This is a genomic window from Gibbsiella greigii (assembly GCF_039540155.1).
Taxonomy (GTDB): Bacteria; Pseudomonadota; Gammaproteobacteria; order Enterobacterales; family Enterobacteriaceae; genus Gibbsiella; species Gibbsiella quercinecans.
The window spans coordinates 13,326-27,925 of sequence record NZ_BAABEM010000045.1; the positions used below are offsets into that span (position 1 = coordinate 13,326).

Sequence of the window (14,600 nt, forward strand, 5' to 3'; positions counted from 1 at the left end):
GTGGCTAACGCTATCTGCTGCTGCCGGGCGCGGGGGTTTTCCCTGCAGCGGCTAATCCGCGCCCTATTTTTTTCCTGCGGCCGGCTGAACCGTGCGATGGTATTGCACGTGCGTATAGGTGGTAATCAGCTGTTTCAGCGTGGCTAGCGGTTCGTTCAGTTCCAGCCCAGCACGGTAGATCAGGCCGATATCGCGGTGAAAGGTATGTTGCCCCAGATCCAGCACACGAATGGTCGCCGGCCAGCGTTGATAGGTGAGCGTTTGCGGCACCAGCGCCGTGCCAACGCCATGCGCCACCAATTGGACAATGGCATCCAGTTCGTCAACTTCACAGATCTCGCGCACCGACAGGTGCATTTCTCTGAGGAAACGATCAACCTGGCGGCCGCCAAACGACGTGCGGTTATAGCGCACGAACGGCTGGCTACTCAGTAATTCAACCCAATCGTCGCCGGGGATGGCGTGGGGCACCAGCAGGCGGAACGGCTCGCTCGCCAGCGTTGACCACTGCAGATCGCTGTGCAGTGAGAAAGGGGGGCGAATAATCGCCGCGATATCCAGCTCGCCGGCATCGACAAGATTAGCCAGTTCCATCGATAGCCCCGGCACCACGCGTGAACGGCATCCCGGATAGCTTTGATGAAATTTTGCCAGCACGGCGGGTAGCAACGCGCATTGTACCGAGGCGATTGCACCAATATTGACCAGGCGGCTACCGGTATCCGGCGGGGGAACTGAGCCAAGATGATCATAGAGCTCCAACAGCGCCTGCGCCTGGCGCAGCACCTGTTCACCCATGGGGTTCAGATGTGCTGACCGCCCCTTGCGTTCAAAAAGGGGGAAGCCCAGCCCGGCCTCCAGCCGTTGCATCTGGGCGCTGATTGCCGCCTGGGTCAGGCCGATTTTTTTACCGGCGGCGGCAAAGGTGCCTTCACGCGCGACGGCGAGTAGCGTTTTCAGTTCGCGGATCATTGATAGATTTTATTTGAGTATTTATCAAAAATATATTGATTTTATTATTGATTATCAAGCCCTACGATGAAGTTCAGGTCTAAATCAAGGGGGATGGATATGCAATTGCTGGGGCACCTGCTGGATTCAGTTAAACCCTCTGCCACGCTGGCGATAACCCGGCAGGCAGCGGAAATGCGGCGAAATGGCATTGACGTTATCAGTTTGTCGCAAGGCGAACCGGACTTCCCAACGCCGGAGCATATTAATGCCGCGGCACGTGAAGCGATCGATCAGGGGTTAACAAAATACACCGATGTCGATGGCACGCCCGAACTGAAAGCGGCCGTTGCGCGTAAATTCGAACGCGATAATGCGCTGGTCTATGAGCGATCTGAGATCAGCGTCGGTACCGGCGGTAAACAAATTATTTTCAACGCCATGCTGGCGACGCTGGATCCCGGTGATGAAGTCATTATTCCGGCGCCGTACTGGGTTTCCTATCCGGATATGGTGCGGCTGGCGGGGGGAACGCCGGTCAGTGTTAGCTGCGGTGCTGAGCAAGGGTTCAAGTTAAAACCGGAACAGTTGCACCAGGCGATTACGCCGCGAACCAAATGGCTGATTCTCAATTCGCCGGGCAACCCGACGGGCGCCGGTTACAGCGCTGATGATTTACGCCACTTGGGTGAGGTGCTGCTGGCGCATCCGCAGGTGTATGTCTTATCCGACGATATGTATGAGCACCTGTGCTACGACGGCTGGAAATTTGCCAATATCGCCGCAGAGGTTCCGGCGTTGCGCGAACGCACGCTGACGGTCAATGGCGTTTCCAAAGCCTATGCGATGACCGGCTGGCGCATTGGCTATGCCGGCGGGCCGAAAAAACTGATTGCCGCCATGGCGACGATTCAGTCACAAAGCACCAGTAACCCCTGCTCGATTGCACAGGCAGCCGCCCTGGCGGCGCTTGACGGCCCCATGGATTTTCTCGCGCCGCGTAATGAGATATTCCGCCAGCGCCGCGACTTGTGCCTGGCCAGTTTTAATGCGACGCCGGGATTATCCTGTCTGCGCCCGGAAGGGGCTTTTTACCTGTTTCCGTCCTGCCGCGGCCTGTTCGGCCGTACCACGCCGAATGGCGTCCTGCTGCAAAACGATCTGGATGTTTGCCGTTATCTGCTCGAACAGGCGCAGGTTGCGGTGGTGCCCGGCAGCGCTTTCGGCTACGAGGGCCATTTCCGTATCTCTTTCGCCACATCGACAGAGAAACTTGAACGCGCCTGTGAGCGTATTCATCAGGCGTGCAGCCAACTGAATCAATAAGGGGAAGGCAGATGGATTTAGGCATCGCGGGGAAACGCGCGCTGGTGGTGAGTGCCGGCGGCGGGCTGGGTAGCGCGATTGCGTTGGCGCTGGCAAATGAAGGCGTGACGGTTTGCCTGGCCGATAAAAATGAAGCGGCGCTGGCGGAAACGGCAGAAAAAGTGCGTGCCCAGCAGGGCACCGCCCATGTTTTTAGCTGGGACTTAAGCGATGAGGCGCAATGGCGTGCCGGCGTTGCGGCGCTGCTGGAGCGCGTCGGCGGCATCGATATCCTGATTAACAATACCGGTGGGCCGCAGCCGGGGCCGGCTTTCGGGCATGACAGCGCCATCTGGCGCAACGCCTTTGAATCCATGATTATCCCGGTTATCGGCATTACCGATATGCTGCTGCCGGGGATGCGTGAACGCGGATGGGGCCGGATTATCACCAGCACCTCCTCCGGGGTGATCACACCGATTGCCAACCTGGGGTTATCGAATGCGACGCGGATTTCTCTGCTCGGCTGGTCTAAAACGCTGGCGCGCGATGTGGCGGCGCAAGGGGTCACCGCGAATATTATCGTACCAGGCCGTATTGCTACGGCGCGGACCCGTTTTCTCGACGACGCCCGGGCGAAACGCGAAGGGCGAGAGCTGGCCGATGTGGAAGCCGCAAGCACCGCCACCATTCCGTTAGGCCGTTACGGCCGCCCGGAAGAGTATGCCGATGCGGTGGCCTTTCTGGCCAGCGATCGGGCGGCTTACATCACCGGTTCTACCCTGCGGGTTGATGGCGGCTTAATCAATAATATCTAACGGCCGGCACGGTATTCCACCGGCTTACAGGAGATGGCATATGACCTTGTCTAAAGACGCAGCGGCGTTCGCTACGCTGGCCAATATTACGACGGCCACGCTGACCACACTGTTATTGAAGAAGGGGCTGCGCAATGTCTGGATCCGTGGGGCGTTCCCCCTCAAATCCGGCTTGCCTCGCACCATCGGGCGTGCTTTCACCGTCCGTTTTATTCCCGCCCGTGAGGATTTGGCGACGCCGGAATCCTGGAGTTCCCCGAAGTCGACGCGTGCGGCGATTGAACTGATGCCGGAAGGCTGTATCGCGGTGGTTGATGCCAACGGCGTGCAGGATGCCGGGTTCTGGGGCGATATTCTGTGCGCGCGGATGGCTAAACGCGGTGTCGCCGCGCTGGTCAGCGATGGTGTCGTTCGCGATCGGGCCGGGGTACTGGAAACCGGTCTATCGGTGTGGGCACGCGGTGCTGCCGCGCCGCCTTCGGTAGCCGGGTTGACTTTCGTTGACTGGCAGCAGCCCATCGGTTGTGGCGGTGTCGCCGTTTTCCCGGATGACGTTATCGTCGCCGACCAGGACGGCGCGGTTGTGATCCCTGCCGCGTTGCTGGACGACATCGTCGAACTGGCCGTTGAGCAGGAGCGCCTTGAAAGCTGGATTATGGCCGAAGTTAATGCGGGCGTCGCATTGCCGGGGCTTTACCCGCCTAATGAAGAAAACCGCGCTCGCTATGAGGCGACGAAAAAACAGTAATTCTCTGCTGATAACATCGTGGCGGCTTGCGAATAATAAAGCCGCCGCCGTGTTTTAATGGCGTCTTTTAATTTCCCCGTAATCCGTTGTGTTTTTTACTCCCCCGCCACACCCTCTGTTTTTCTCTGCTTTGGCGATATTGAGTTGGCTGACTTTATTCCCTAACTTGTCAAAAATATTGCTGCACCAGTACGGTGAAAATAATCGGTGATTTGCACCTGGCTGGGGATTACCGGTATTGATTATTACTTTATTTCTTTATCACTGCGGGTGGAAATATGCATTTTCTACCGCCTGATGCGATTTTTTCCGTCAGTCCCGCCTTTTTATCGCCTTATTGGTGGTTGACTCATCGCGTTTGTTTATCAGTCATTTGATATACAAAACATTTTCCTGATTGGTCAGTCTGGTCCCGCACTTGCATTTATTTAGGGTAGCTAATTGAGAACTAGCTTTGCGGGCAGCGAGCATGATGTCAGCGCTGTTCATCCTTAGCAGACAACCAGACGGGTGATATATGTCATATGAACTAGAGTCTGATTTTACTGATATACGCCAGGCCGCAGTGCCTGATCCGGCCTCAATACGGATCGCAAAACGTGCGGCGATAGCTTCCATGACCGGTACCGCGATTGAATATTATGAGTTTGGTATTTATGGGTTTATGGCGGTGATTATCGGGCCGCTGTTTTTCCCCGGAGATAATCCTGCGGCGGCATTGTTGTCTATTCTGGCGGTGTTCGGCAGCGCTTTCTTTATCCGGCCGTTGGGCGGTGTTTTGCTGGGGCGTATTGGCGATCGCGTGGGGCGGCGGAAGGTGCTGTTGTTAACCGTGATTGGTATGGGCGGGGCGACGGCGGCGATCGGCATGTTGCCGGTGACCGCCTCCATCGGCATTGCGGCGCCGATACTTCTGGTTTGTTTACGCCTGATACAGGGTTTTTTTGCCGGCGGGGAGATTATTGGCGCGGCGGCGTTTGTTGCTGAATCATCGCCCACCGGGCGGCGGGGGTTTTATGGCTCATTTACCCCGGTTGGCGTGGCATTGGGCGGCGCGTTGGCGGCGATTATTTGTGGCCTGGTCACCACGATTCTTGATTCGCAGCAATTGCAGGCCTGGGGTTGGCGTATTCCATTTCTATTGACGTTGCCGCTGGTGCTGTTTTCTGTCCATGTTCGTCATCAGGTGGAGGAAACGCCGGCATTCAAAAGGTTTATCTCCGGCAATAAAAAAGTGGTGCATACGCCCTTTATGTCGGTATTGCGCGAGCACTCTTCGGCGTTGTTTCGGGTGATTATGCTGACCTTTGGGCAAAATGCCGGCTACTGGATTGGGGTGATATTTATGAATATTTATCTCACCACCTATCTGGGATATGAAAAGAGCCATGTGTTTTGGTTGATGGCGGCGCTGGGATTATGCGTGGCGGCGATGATGCCGTTTTGGGGCGGGCTATCCGATCGGCTAGGGCGGCGTAAATTATTATTAACCGGTTTTATTGGTTATGTGGTGATTGTTATTCCGATGATGTTGTTAATGGACAGCCACAATATTTGGATTGCTGCGCTAGCGATGTTGATTGCAACTCTGCCGATGCCGATTATTCAGTCTGTGGGCTACCCAACGTATGCCGAGCAATTCCCGACGTCGGTACGTTATACCGCGATGGCGATCAGTATTAATATCGGGGCGATCCTCGGTGGCGGTATCACTCCGTATCTGGTCACTGCGTTGATCAATAAAACCGGTATTTTGTTGATGCCGGGCTTCTTTATGGCGTTCGCTGCATTTTGTAGCCTGTTCACCCTGCTGCGTATGCGTGACACGCACAATGATGTGTTGAAATAATCGGTGCGTCGCGGCATGTGGGCATGCCGTGTTACTGACGGCCAGCGTTGGATATAACATGGCGCCCCGAATTCGGGCACAAGACAACACCGGGCCAGCGGCGCCGTTGATGCGGGTTACTCGATAAATTTTATCCAGTGCTCCCCCTGCCGCTGGCAGTAATTTCGGCAAACGTTATGCGCGATGTTTGCCACATCGGCGATCAGCGGGGAGGCGTTTTTCATGTAGGAAATCGCCAGTTGGAACGGCGGGGAACCCGGTAACGCCAGCTCCTGTAATGCGTGATGTTCCAGCGGCTCTTTAACCAGGATCCCGGGCATGATCGCCACCCCGACGCCTTCGCGCACCAGCGCCACCAGCGTGGCCAGCGAAGGTGTGCCGGAAATGCGTAATTCGCTGGGGAGCAGGCCGTATGCCGATGCCAATTGTTGGGCGACGGCGACCGCGGATTCATAAGGCACTGAACCGCGCATTTGGGTCAGCAGCTGTTGACTTAAAATGTTGCGGACAAGATCATGCGTGGGGATAAGCCGGGGATGAGCGATCCAATGTATGGGCAATTCGGCGATCGGCCGGGTGATGGCAAACGGATTATTACTTTCATCGTCTTTAACCCGAATCAATAAATCAATATCGCGTCGCATTAATTGTTCTTTCAGGTTAGTGGTGAGTTCGACCGACAGATCGAGAGTAACGTCCGCCATCATGCGGTTCATCTCTTTCATAAATTCTGGCAGGAACGTATGTACGACGGTTTCAATAATACCGATACGTATTTTGCTTTTTTCTCTGCTGGGGGATTTAGCCATGCGCTCCAGTTGCTGCGTCGATTCCAGCAAACGTTCGGCATAGGGCAATAGCCGTAAACCATCGGGGGATAATTGCAGGGTTTTATGATCCCAGTTAAACAGCACGACATTCAGTTCCGCTTCCAGCTTTTTTACACGCATAGAGATTGCCCCTGGCGTGGAATATAAGCGTTTGGCAACCTGACGGACACTGCCGATATGGGCTAACAGTACAAAAGTTTCAACAAATCGCGTGTTCATTCATGCCTCTGGTTGGTGCAATGAATGCTATGGCCGGTAAATTTTCCCATGATGAGTGCCATAACGGTTAAATTTAGCTGAACAGATACTCAGATTATTCTTCGATAGACATCATAACCAGTCTATTCAAATAATAACAAAGCGTTTTATGGTTCCTGGAGTAAAAGAATGAAACCCATTTTTCCTGCTTTTTTACTGATGTTTTCGCGGCTACGGTGAATGCCAGGGGAAGGGGATCTTTTTTATTTTGTCATCAGGTTTTGATTATGTTTAAACATGATAACGATTTTTCTTTTATGCCCGATGTTTCGGCGGAGTTCTCTTGGGCTGGCGGCGGCATTGTTGCTTCCGGCGACAGCTGCGTCATTCTCGAATTTTCTTCAACATTTTGCCCCGAGGCTAATCATCAGGCCGCCAACGCCGCGGCCATGCTAACCGCGGCGAAACAGGCCGGCAAGCTAATCGGCGTTCTGGATATCGTCCCGGCTATGGTGACGGTTGGGGTTCACTACCTGCCTGAACGGATCCGCTGTGGCGAGGGCGAAAGCTCGCCCTATAAGGCGCTCTGCCGGCAGATTATTGCGGTTTTGCAGGCGCCTTTCTCGGCTACGCTTCAGCCGCCGCGGCAAATCGACATTCCGGTCTGTTACGGTGGTGCGTTCGGACCTGATCTTGCTCAAACGGCGGCACTTTGCGGCTTATCGCCGGCGGCCTTAATTGAAAAACATACCGCACACTGGCTGGATGTGTTGATGCTGGGGTTTGCCCCGGGGCATGCTTATATCGGCATGTTGGATAGCACGCTGAACCCCCCGCGACGCGCGACGCCACGGACGCAGGTGCGGCAAGGCAGCATTGGCATCGCGAATCGGCAATCGGTTATTTATCCGATGGATTTGCCTGGCGGCTGGAACATTATTGGCCGGACGCCGTTAACAGTGTTTGCGACTGACAGGGAAGAACCATGTTTATTCCGTAATGCCGATCGCGTGCGGTTTGTGGCGATTGATGAACCGGCGTTTTATGCCATGGCACAGGAAGCGCAGCGATGAGTATTCAGGTTATTAAACCGGGTTTATGCACCACCCTTCACGATTCAGGGCGCTATGGGCATCAGCATTTAGGCATTCCAGTCAGTGGGCCGATGGATGAGGTGAGTCACACCGTGGCCAATCTGCTGGTGGGGAACCCCGGCAGTTGCAGCACGCTGGAAGTCACCTTGGTAGGGCCGGAGCTGTTGTTCCAGTCGCGTTGCCTGATGGCGATCGCCGGGGCCGATCTTTCCGCCACGCTGGATGGGCGGGCGATACAACCCGGCGTCGCGGTGCGGGTGGAAGCCGGCAGCATATTGCGCTTTGGCCAGCGAATATCCGGCGCTCGCGCCTATATTGCGGTGCATGGCGGCTACCTGATCCCGCCGGTATTGGGCAGTTGCAGTACCTATCGCCACGGCGGTTTTGGCGGCATGGCTGGCCGCCCGTTACAGGCCGGGGATCGTATTGCGATTCCGTCTTCATTCAAAAATGCATTGCCGCGCTTACCGTTGCCGTGCAGCCTGCGGGTCGATCTGTTGGCGGCCGCGCCGATCCGGGTGATCCCCGGGCGGGAATGGCGCTATTTTACCGAACAAGCTCAGCAGGCACTGACGGAAAAGGATTACCAGATCTCCAGCGCGTCGGAGCGCATGGGTTATCGGTTGAGCGGCGCCACGTTGCCGCTGCGCGAGCCGCTGGAGCTACTTTCAGAAGCCGTTGCCTTCGGCACTCTCCAGGTGCCCCCCAGCGGCCAGCCGATTCTGTTGATGGCCGATCGTCAGACCACCGGCGGATACCCTAAAATCGCGCATGTTATCAGCGTCGATTTGCCCCTGTTGGCCCAGCGTCTGCCCGGGGAGACGATCCATTTTACCTGGTGCGATCTTCATCACGCGCAGGCGTTGCGGACTGAACGCGCCCGCCTGCTTGATTCATTGGCGGAATATTATGGCTAAGCGGGGTTTTATCTACTCCCCCCAGGCGTTGCAACGCAATATCTTTATTATTGGCTGCATCTTGGCACAAATAATGAAATAAATAAGGCTGCAGTTGCACAATGGCACAATATTGGTGCAAGTATTGTCTATAAATATTAAACAGCCATCGTGATTATTTCTGGTTAGACATTATGTCGTTACTGCAAAAGAATAAGGCTTCCCATAATTGATTATCAGGTGATGATAATGGCCACGATTTGGCATAATCCGGCGGAGTTTCGTCAGGCCGTTCGGCAACGGCGTTTTACTGTCCCGACGGCCGGGCAATGCCCCGGATATACCCAGGGTAATCTGGCGGTTTTGCCGCACAAATATGCCGATGCGTTTTTACGCTTTGCCCGGTTGAACCCTAAATCCTGCCCGGTGATCGGCATGACGGAACCGGGTAGCGGCAAGGTGCCGGAGCTTGGGGATATAGATATCAAAACCGATTTCCCTTCCTATTATGTGTTCCATGATGGCAAGCGCGTCGCCGAGGTGGAAAATCTGCACGATGTCTGGCGTGACGATTTAGTCGGTTTTGTTATTGGTTGTTCCTATTCATTTGAAGATGCATTACTGGACGCCGGGATCCCGATCCGCCATATCGAACAGGGCACCAATGTGCCGATGTATATCACCAATATTGCCAATGGCCGGGCTGGCGATTTTGCCGGCAACATGGTGGTGAGCATGCGCCCAATGACGCCAGCGCAGGCCATTCGTGCGGTGCAGGTTACCTCGCGTTTTCCTGATGTGCACGGTGCGCCGGTGCATCTGGGGGATCCTGCCCTGATCGGCATTAGCGATATCGACGCGCCTGATTTCGGTGGCCGTTCGCTGATTAACGCGGGCGAAATCCCGGTATTTTGGGCATGCGGCGTTACGCCGCAGGAAGCCATTCGTTCCGCGGGCCTGCCGTTTGCGATTACCCACGCCCCGGGCCATATGGTGGTGACGGATATTCGCAATAGCCATTTGGCGGCATTTTAACGCAGCCGCCAACTAACGGATGGGCGGGCGCCCGTAAGTAAAATAAATCAGCCGTTGCCCGTCAATATGCACTTTGCCGCTGCCGGCAATGAAGCAGATGTTGACGGCAACAACAGGATGCTTATTCTGAACCTTGTTCGTTTTTTATTCAGGTTGGGCCGGCCTTAACAACGGCACCGACGAAAAATGGAGGTCACAGAATGAAAGCTTACCGATATATCACCGGGCCAGATGATGCTGAGTTTTGCCAACGGGTCACCAGGCTGCTGAATAATGGGTGGGAGATCGCCGGCCCTGCCACGTTGACATTCGACACTGAACGCAAGCGCGTTATCTGCGGCCAGCCAATAACCAAGGAGATTTCCAGCCTGGAATATACGGATGACGTCGATCTGAACGCGATTTGATATAACGCACTCTTGGGAAGCCCCGGTCTATATGAAGATGATAATAGGCGCGGATATAGGCCGTAAGCGCTGGGGGGCCTATACGGCCCCTCCCAGAGCCTCACGCACTGGCAAGGATCTTAAATACCGCCTCAATTTCCACGGTCATCCCGTTGGGAAGCGAGCCCATGCCGATTGCGGAGCGGGCGTGGCGCCCGCGTTCGCCCAGCACGTTAACCAACAGATCGGAGCAGCCATTAATGACCTGTGGATGGTCTGTAAATTCGGCTATGGCATTGACCATACCAAACAGCTTAACCACTTCCACTTGCTCCAGGTCGCCTACCGCTGACTGGGCCGCCGCGAGGAGATACAGGCCAGCCAATTGCGCGTGCTGATAGGCTTCCTCGGTACTCACATTGTCCCCAACTTTACCCGTATGGTAACTGCCGTCGGGGTTGCGTGGGCCTTGTCCAGAGATGTAAAGGTGATCGCCATCGCGTTTGACCGGCAGGTAATTAGCGACCGGCGCGGCGACGGAGGGAAGTGCTAAACCAAGCTGTTGCAGGCGTTGTAACACGGGCATCATGGGTTCCTTTTTCCTAGAGAGTTCAGTGAATTATTGCCAGGCGTCGGCGAAACTGCCGCCCTCCGGCAGTATTTGGCCACCGTCGACAATGATCGTTGTGCCAGTGATATAAGCAGCCTCATCAGAAGCGAGGAACAATACCGCGTTTGCTACGTCCTCTGGGGTGCCAAGCCGGCCGAGGGGAATGGATTTTTTCATTTTTTCAATAAATTCGGGGGTACGCCCAGCCATCAGGCCTTCAGTGATGATATTACCGGGTTCGACGCCGTTCACCGTGATGCCGCTGGCGGCGAACTCCAGCGCGGCGGAACGGATTAAACCGTTGATACCGGCCTTGGTCGCGGCATAGGCGCCAACGCCAAAGTTAGCGACGCGTGGCCCGGTGATGGATGAAGTAAAAATCATTCGTCCTCTCCCGCTGGCCTGCATGGCAGGCAAACAAGCCCGCATGGCGAGAAACGTCCCTGTTAGGTTGACCGTCATCACCTGTTGCCATTGGCTTAGCGGCAGATCTTTGAGCAGGGTTGAGGGATAGATACCTGCATTCTGCACCAATATATCCAGGCGGGCGAAACGTGAAAGTGCGGTATCTGCCAGCCGATGCATGGCCTCTTCATTGGTGATGTCCGCCGGTTCAAACACGGCGTTACTGCCCAACTCGGCGGCCAATCGTTGACCGGCTTCTTCGTCGATATCGCCAAAAACTACGCTGGCTCCTGCGGCGATGAAGCGGCGAACAATCGCTGCTCCAATGCCTTTGGCAGAACCGGTGACAATGGCGATCTGGCCGTTTAAACGCCTACTCATACATCACTCCATTTGCGGAAGGCGTGTCGCCGCCCGTTTGTTTTAGATAACTTCCCCGGGGTGCCATCGCTTGTCGCGTGGTGGCCCGTAAACCACTATGGTGCCGTTGCGGCCTGGTTTTACTGGCTACCAGGCCGCTTGCGTTTCTACCGGGTCGCAATGGCTTATTTACAGCTGGTTTGGTAAAAGTAGGCACGGATATCCGCATTTTGCATGTTCTTGCGGGTGGCGATCACAAACGGCAATAAATTGTCGTGCGGCACAGTGCTTTTTTGTACCTGCTTGCGCACCAGTTGCTCAGCAAGCTTCACGGACTGATAGCCCATTTGGTATGGTTGCTGGATAATCAGCGCGTCATAGATCCCATCTTTCAGATCCCGAACCTGTTGCGGGTCTGCATCGAATGAAATCAGTTTCACTTTGCCGCGCAGGCCCGCTTCCATGATGGCGGCGGAAGCGCCTGTTGCCGCTGCTGAATGGGTAACGTATACCCCTTTCAGGTTTGGCGTGGCCTGCAGCGCTGCGGCGACTTGCTGGGCTGCTCGGGTGGAGCTGGTCTCTGGATAGACAACCGGCAACAACCTGGCGTTGGGGTAATCCTTTTTCATCGTATCAATGAACCCCTGGACCCGGGCATCAATGTCCGGCAAACCCGGCCGCATACCGACCACCAGGAATGTGCCGTCGCTGCCAGCAACATCGGACATTGTTTTCGCCGCCGCGGCACCGCCGAGATAGTGGTTGGACTGGATGTTCTGGGTTTCCACCGGTTCATTCAGCGGCGCATCAACGGTAATCACCGGTACGCCGCTCTCTTCCAATGATTTTACCTGGCTAATCAGCGCATTGCCGTCTGTCGGCGCGAGCACTACCGCGTTCGGCTTCGCCTGCAGCGCCGCATCAATAAAGGGTTGTTGCAACGAAACGTCCCATTCCGGTGGCCCAGCCCAGCTTAGCTTAACGTTAAATTCTTTCGCCGCCGCTTGTGCACCGCACTGCATAGAGGAATAAAAGGGGATGCCCACCTGGCCGGGAAGGAACGCCACGCTGACAGTATCGGCGGCTTGTGCATGGGAAACCAGGGTACTGAACAGCATGGATAGTGAAACGGCATATTTCATCTTCATCTTGCTACCTCTGGGTTGGTGTTTGACAACATCAATGATTGCGCTGACGGTTATGTTGGTCGATATATACGGCAGCAATGACAATCAGGCCGACCACGATGAGCTGGTAGAAGGAATCCAGCCCCATAATGACCAACCCGGTGCCCAGCACCACTGGGATCATGGTGCCGATTAGCGTACCGGGAATTGACGCCATGCCGCCGAACAGGCTCGTGCCGCCAATCACAGCGGCGGCCACGGCCTGTAAATTGTCGGTTTGGTGGCCACCGATATTGGTGGTGGCAAAACGGGAAATATCGAGCATGGCGGCAATCCCGCAAATAAATCCCATCATGGCGAACAGGCTAATCAAGTGGCGGCCATTGTTGATGCCGGCGCGGCGTGAAGCGTCGGGCGAAGATCCCAACGCCAGTGTGTGTATGCCGAAACGGGTCTGCGCCATCACGAACCAGAGCAATAGCACAATGGCGAGTGAGAGGATTACCGGCAGTGGAACAACGTCAAACAGGCGATAGGTCGCAAAAGAGGTTTGCAACACGCGTGGGATGTTCGGCACGTTGGCGCCGTGAGTGATCACCAGCGCGGTGCCCAGCCCGATGGCGGTGGTGGCGAGCGTGACCAGAAACGAACTGAGTTTGAGTTTGGTCACCAACAGGCCGTTGATGATGCCAAACAGTGTGCCGGTAATGAGCGCCACCAGAATGCCGGCAGTAAGTGCCAGCGGCAGATGTGGGTATTCTCCCATCGCCACCTCGTCAGGCGTACCGGCGAGAGACGTGATGGTTTTTGCGGCCAGTATTGAAGACAGTACCAGGTTAGCGCCGATCGACAGATCAAACTCCCTTGCGCCAAGCAGGAAGGTCATACCCACTGCCATTAACACCAGTTGCGAAGCATTGAGCGCGATATTGAAGAAATTATTTACGCTAAGGAAAGCGTGATTGGGTGAAATCATTGAAAACAGCACGATCAGGCCGAACAGGATGAGCGCCATCCAAAATACGGTGGTTTCGCGAAGGCGAGAAAACCAGGTCGAACCATCATCGGTTAACGGGGGCGTGTCGACATTCTGCAAATCATGTGGCTCATTCATGGTCAGACCTCTTTGGCGCCGAGCATGACGTCGACAATGTCGCGGACACTAACGTCGGCCGGGTTGAGCGTGGCGATAGCGGTTCCCTGGCGCATGACTATGATGCGGTCAGCTAACTCAAGAACCTGAGGAAGATCGTGCGAAATTAGCAGTACCGCCAGGTTTCTGCTGGCGGCGGCGCGAATAGCCTGATAGACCATATCTCTCTGCCGGGCACCTAACGCAGCGGTGGGTTCATCCATCAAAATGGCATGGCGCGCCCATTTGATCGCACGTGCAATGGCGACCCCCTGGCGCTGGCCGCCGGAAAGGCTTTGTGTGGCGGCCCGGTAGGTTTTGAGCTTGACGCCCAATTCGGTCAGCGTATGCGCGGTTTCTGCGAGCATTTCGGCGTGATTGAGCATGCCGATTCGGCCACGCCAGCCTGGTGCTTTCAGTTCACGCCCCAGGTAGACATTTTCCGCAACGGACAAATCCGGCGCTAGCGCAAGATCCTGATAGACGGTTTCGATACCGTAATGCTGGGCATCCTGCGTTGAGCGTAAAACAACTTCCTTATCGTCCACGCAAAGTTGGCCGTCATCAGGAACATGTTCTCCACTCAAGACTTTCATAAAGGTAGATTTGCCGGCGCCATTATCGCCAACGACGGCGGTGATTTCTCCGCGATACAACGACATTGATACGCCACGTAAAACATGGAGTGAACCGAAGTTTTTAACAATGCCCAGTGCTTCCAGGGCCGGTTTGCGGCGCGGGGGAATGCTGGTGGCTGTGTCATTCGCAGAAGTCGGAAAATGCTGATACATGCGTTGCCCTCGCTGAAAAAATCACGTAATGGATTTACGTAATCGATTACTTAATAATATAATCA

At 55.2% G+C, this 14,600-nt stretch carries 15 protein-coding genes; 8 read left to right on the forward strand and 7 right to left on the reverse strand.

The features are described from left to right. Positions 1-63: 63 nt before the first annotated feature. The gene (locus AC559G_RS19165) at positions 64-972 is read right to left on the reverse strand and encodes a LysR family transcriptional regulator (RefSeq protein ID WP_121555352.1); all 909 of its coding nucleotides are present in this window, start codon (positions 970-972) and stop codon (positions 64-66) included. A gap of 93 nt (positions 973-1,065) precedes the next feature. Between AC559G_RS19165 and AC559G_RS19170 the strand changes: the two genes are divergently transcribed. The 4 genes from AC559G_RS19170 (at position 1,066) to AC559G_RS19185 (ending at position 5,671) form a co-directional block, all read left to right on the forward strand. After that, positions 1,066-2,277 carry a pyridoxal phosphate-dependent aminotransferase gene (locus tag AC559G_RS19170; RefSeq protein WP_498913954.1) on the forward strand — a complete coding sequence of 404 codons (1,212 nt, stop codon included), beginning with the start codon at positions 1,066-1,068 and terminating at the stop codon, positions 2,275-2,277. Between the two features lie 11 nt (positions 2,278-2,288). Continuing rightward, the gene (locus AC559G_RS19175; RefSeq protein ID WP_498913956.1) at positions 2,289-3,074 is read left to right on the forward strand and encodes an SDR family oxidoreductase; all 786 of its coding nucleotides are present in this window, start codon (positions 2,289-2,291) and stop codon (positions 3,072-3,074) included. Positions 3,075-3,114: 40 nt separating this feature from the next. Further along, on the forward strand, positions 3,115-3,822 hold the full coding sequence (locus AC559G_RS19180; protein WP_498913958.1) for a ribonuclease activity regulator RraA: 708 nt from the start codon (positions 3,115-3,117) through the stop codon (positions 3,820-3,822). Positions 3,823-4,339: 517 nt separating this feature from the next. Continuing rightward, on the forward strand, positions 4,340-5,671 hold the full coding sequence (locus AC559G_RS19185; RefSeq protein WP_498913960.1) for an MFS transporter: 1,332 nt from the start codon (positions 4,340-4,342) through the stop codon (positions 5,669-5,671). A gap of 116 nt (positions 5,672-5,787) precedes the next feature. On the opposite strand, the gene AC559G_RS19190 is transcribed toward AC559G_RS19185, so the two are convergent. Next, complete coding sequence (locus AC559G_RS19190) at positions 5,788-6,720, reverse strand: LysR family transcriptional regulator (protein WP_498913962.1); 933 nt, start codon at positions 6,718-6,720, stop codon at positions 5,788-5,790. 266 nt (positions 6,721-6,986) lie between these two features. Here AC559G_RS19190 and pxpB point away from each other — a divergent pair, with 266 nt between their 5' ends. From pxpB to AC559G_RS19210, 4 genes are all read left to right on the forward strand, one after another. Then, positions 6,987-7,772 (forward strand): 5-oxoprolinase subunit B family protein, encoded by a 786-nt coding sequence (pxpB, locus tag AC559G_RS19195; protein WP_498913964.1) that lies wholly within the window; start codon positions 6,987-6,989, stop codon positions 7,770-7,772. After that, positions 7,769-8,710 (forward strand): 5-oxoprolinase subunit C family protein, encoded by a 942-nt coding sequence (locus AC559G_RS19200; protein ID WP_498913966.1) that lies wholly within the window; start codon positions 7,769-7,771, stop codon positions 8,708-8,710. Before pxpB ends, AC559G_RS19200 begins: the two co-directional genes overlap by 4 nt. A gap of 228 nt (positions 8,711-8,938) precedes the next feature. Then, on the forward strand, positions 8,939-9,724 hold the full coding sequence (locus AC559G_RS19205) for a putative hydro-lyase (protein ID WP_498913968.1): 786 nt from the start codon (positions 8,939-8,941) through the stop codon (positions 9,722-9,724). A gap of 200 nt (positions 9,725-9,924) precedes the next feature. Further along, positions 9,925-10,131, forward strand: coding sequence for a DUF1737 domain-containing protein (locus AC559G_RS19210; protein WP_498913970.1), 207 nt, complete (start codon positions 9,925-9,927; stop codon positions 10,129-10,131). A 100-nt stretch (positions 10,132-10,231) separates the two neighbouring features. On the opposite strand, the gene AC559G_RS19215 is transcribed toward AC559G_RS19210, so the two are convergent. The 5 genes from AC559G_RS19215 to AC559G_RS19235 form a co-directional block, all read right to left on the reverse strand. Further along, a complete protein-coding gene (locus tag AC559G_RS19215) occupies positions 10,232-10,699 on the reverse strand; it encodes a RidA family protein (protein ID WP_498913972.1) in 468 nt (155 codons plus the stop codon). Between the two features lie 30 nt (positions 10,700-10,729). After that, the gene (locus AC559G_RS19220) at positions 10,730-11,506 is read right to left on the reverse strand and encodes an SDR family NAD(P)-dependent oxidoreductase (RefSeq protein WP_498913973.1); all 777 of its coding nucleotides are present in this window, start codon (positions 11,504-11,506) and stop codon (positions 10,730-10,732) included. Between the two features lie 164 nt (positions 11,507-11,670). Continuing rightward, positions 11,671-12,633: an ABC transporter substrate-binding protein gene (locus AC559G_RS19225; protein ID WP_498913974.1), complete on the reverse strand. Its 963-nt coding sequence runs from the start codon at positions 12,631-12,633 to the stop codon at positions 11,671-11,673. 31 nt (positions 12,634-12,664) lie between these two features. Then, positions 12,665-13,726: an ABC transporter permease gene (locus AC559G_RS19230; protein ID WP_498913976.1), complete on the reverse strand. Its 1,062-nt coding sequence runs from the start codon at positions 13,724-13,726 to the stop codon at positions 12,665-12,667. A gap of 2 nt (positions 13,727-13,728) precedes the next feature. Continuing rightward, entirely contained in the window at positions 13,729-14,535 is an 807-nt protein-coding gene (locus AC559G_RS19235) for a sugar ABC transporter ATP-binding protein (RefSeq protein WP_498913978.1), read from the reverse strand. Between the last annotated feature and the right edge of the window lie 65 nt (positions 14,536-14,600).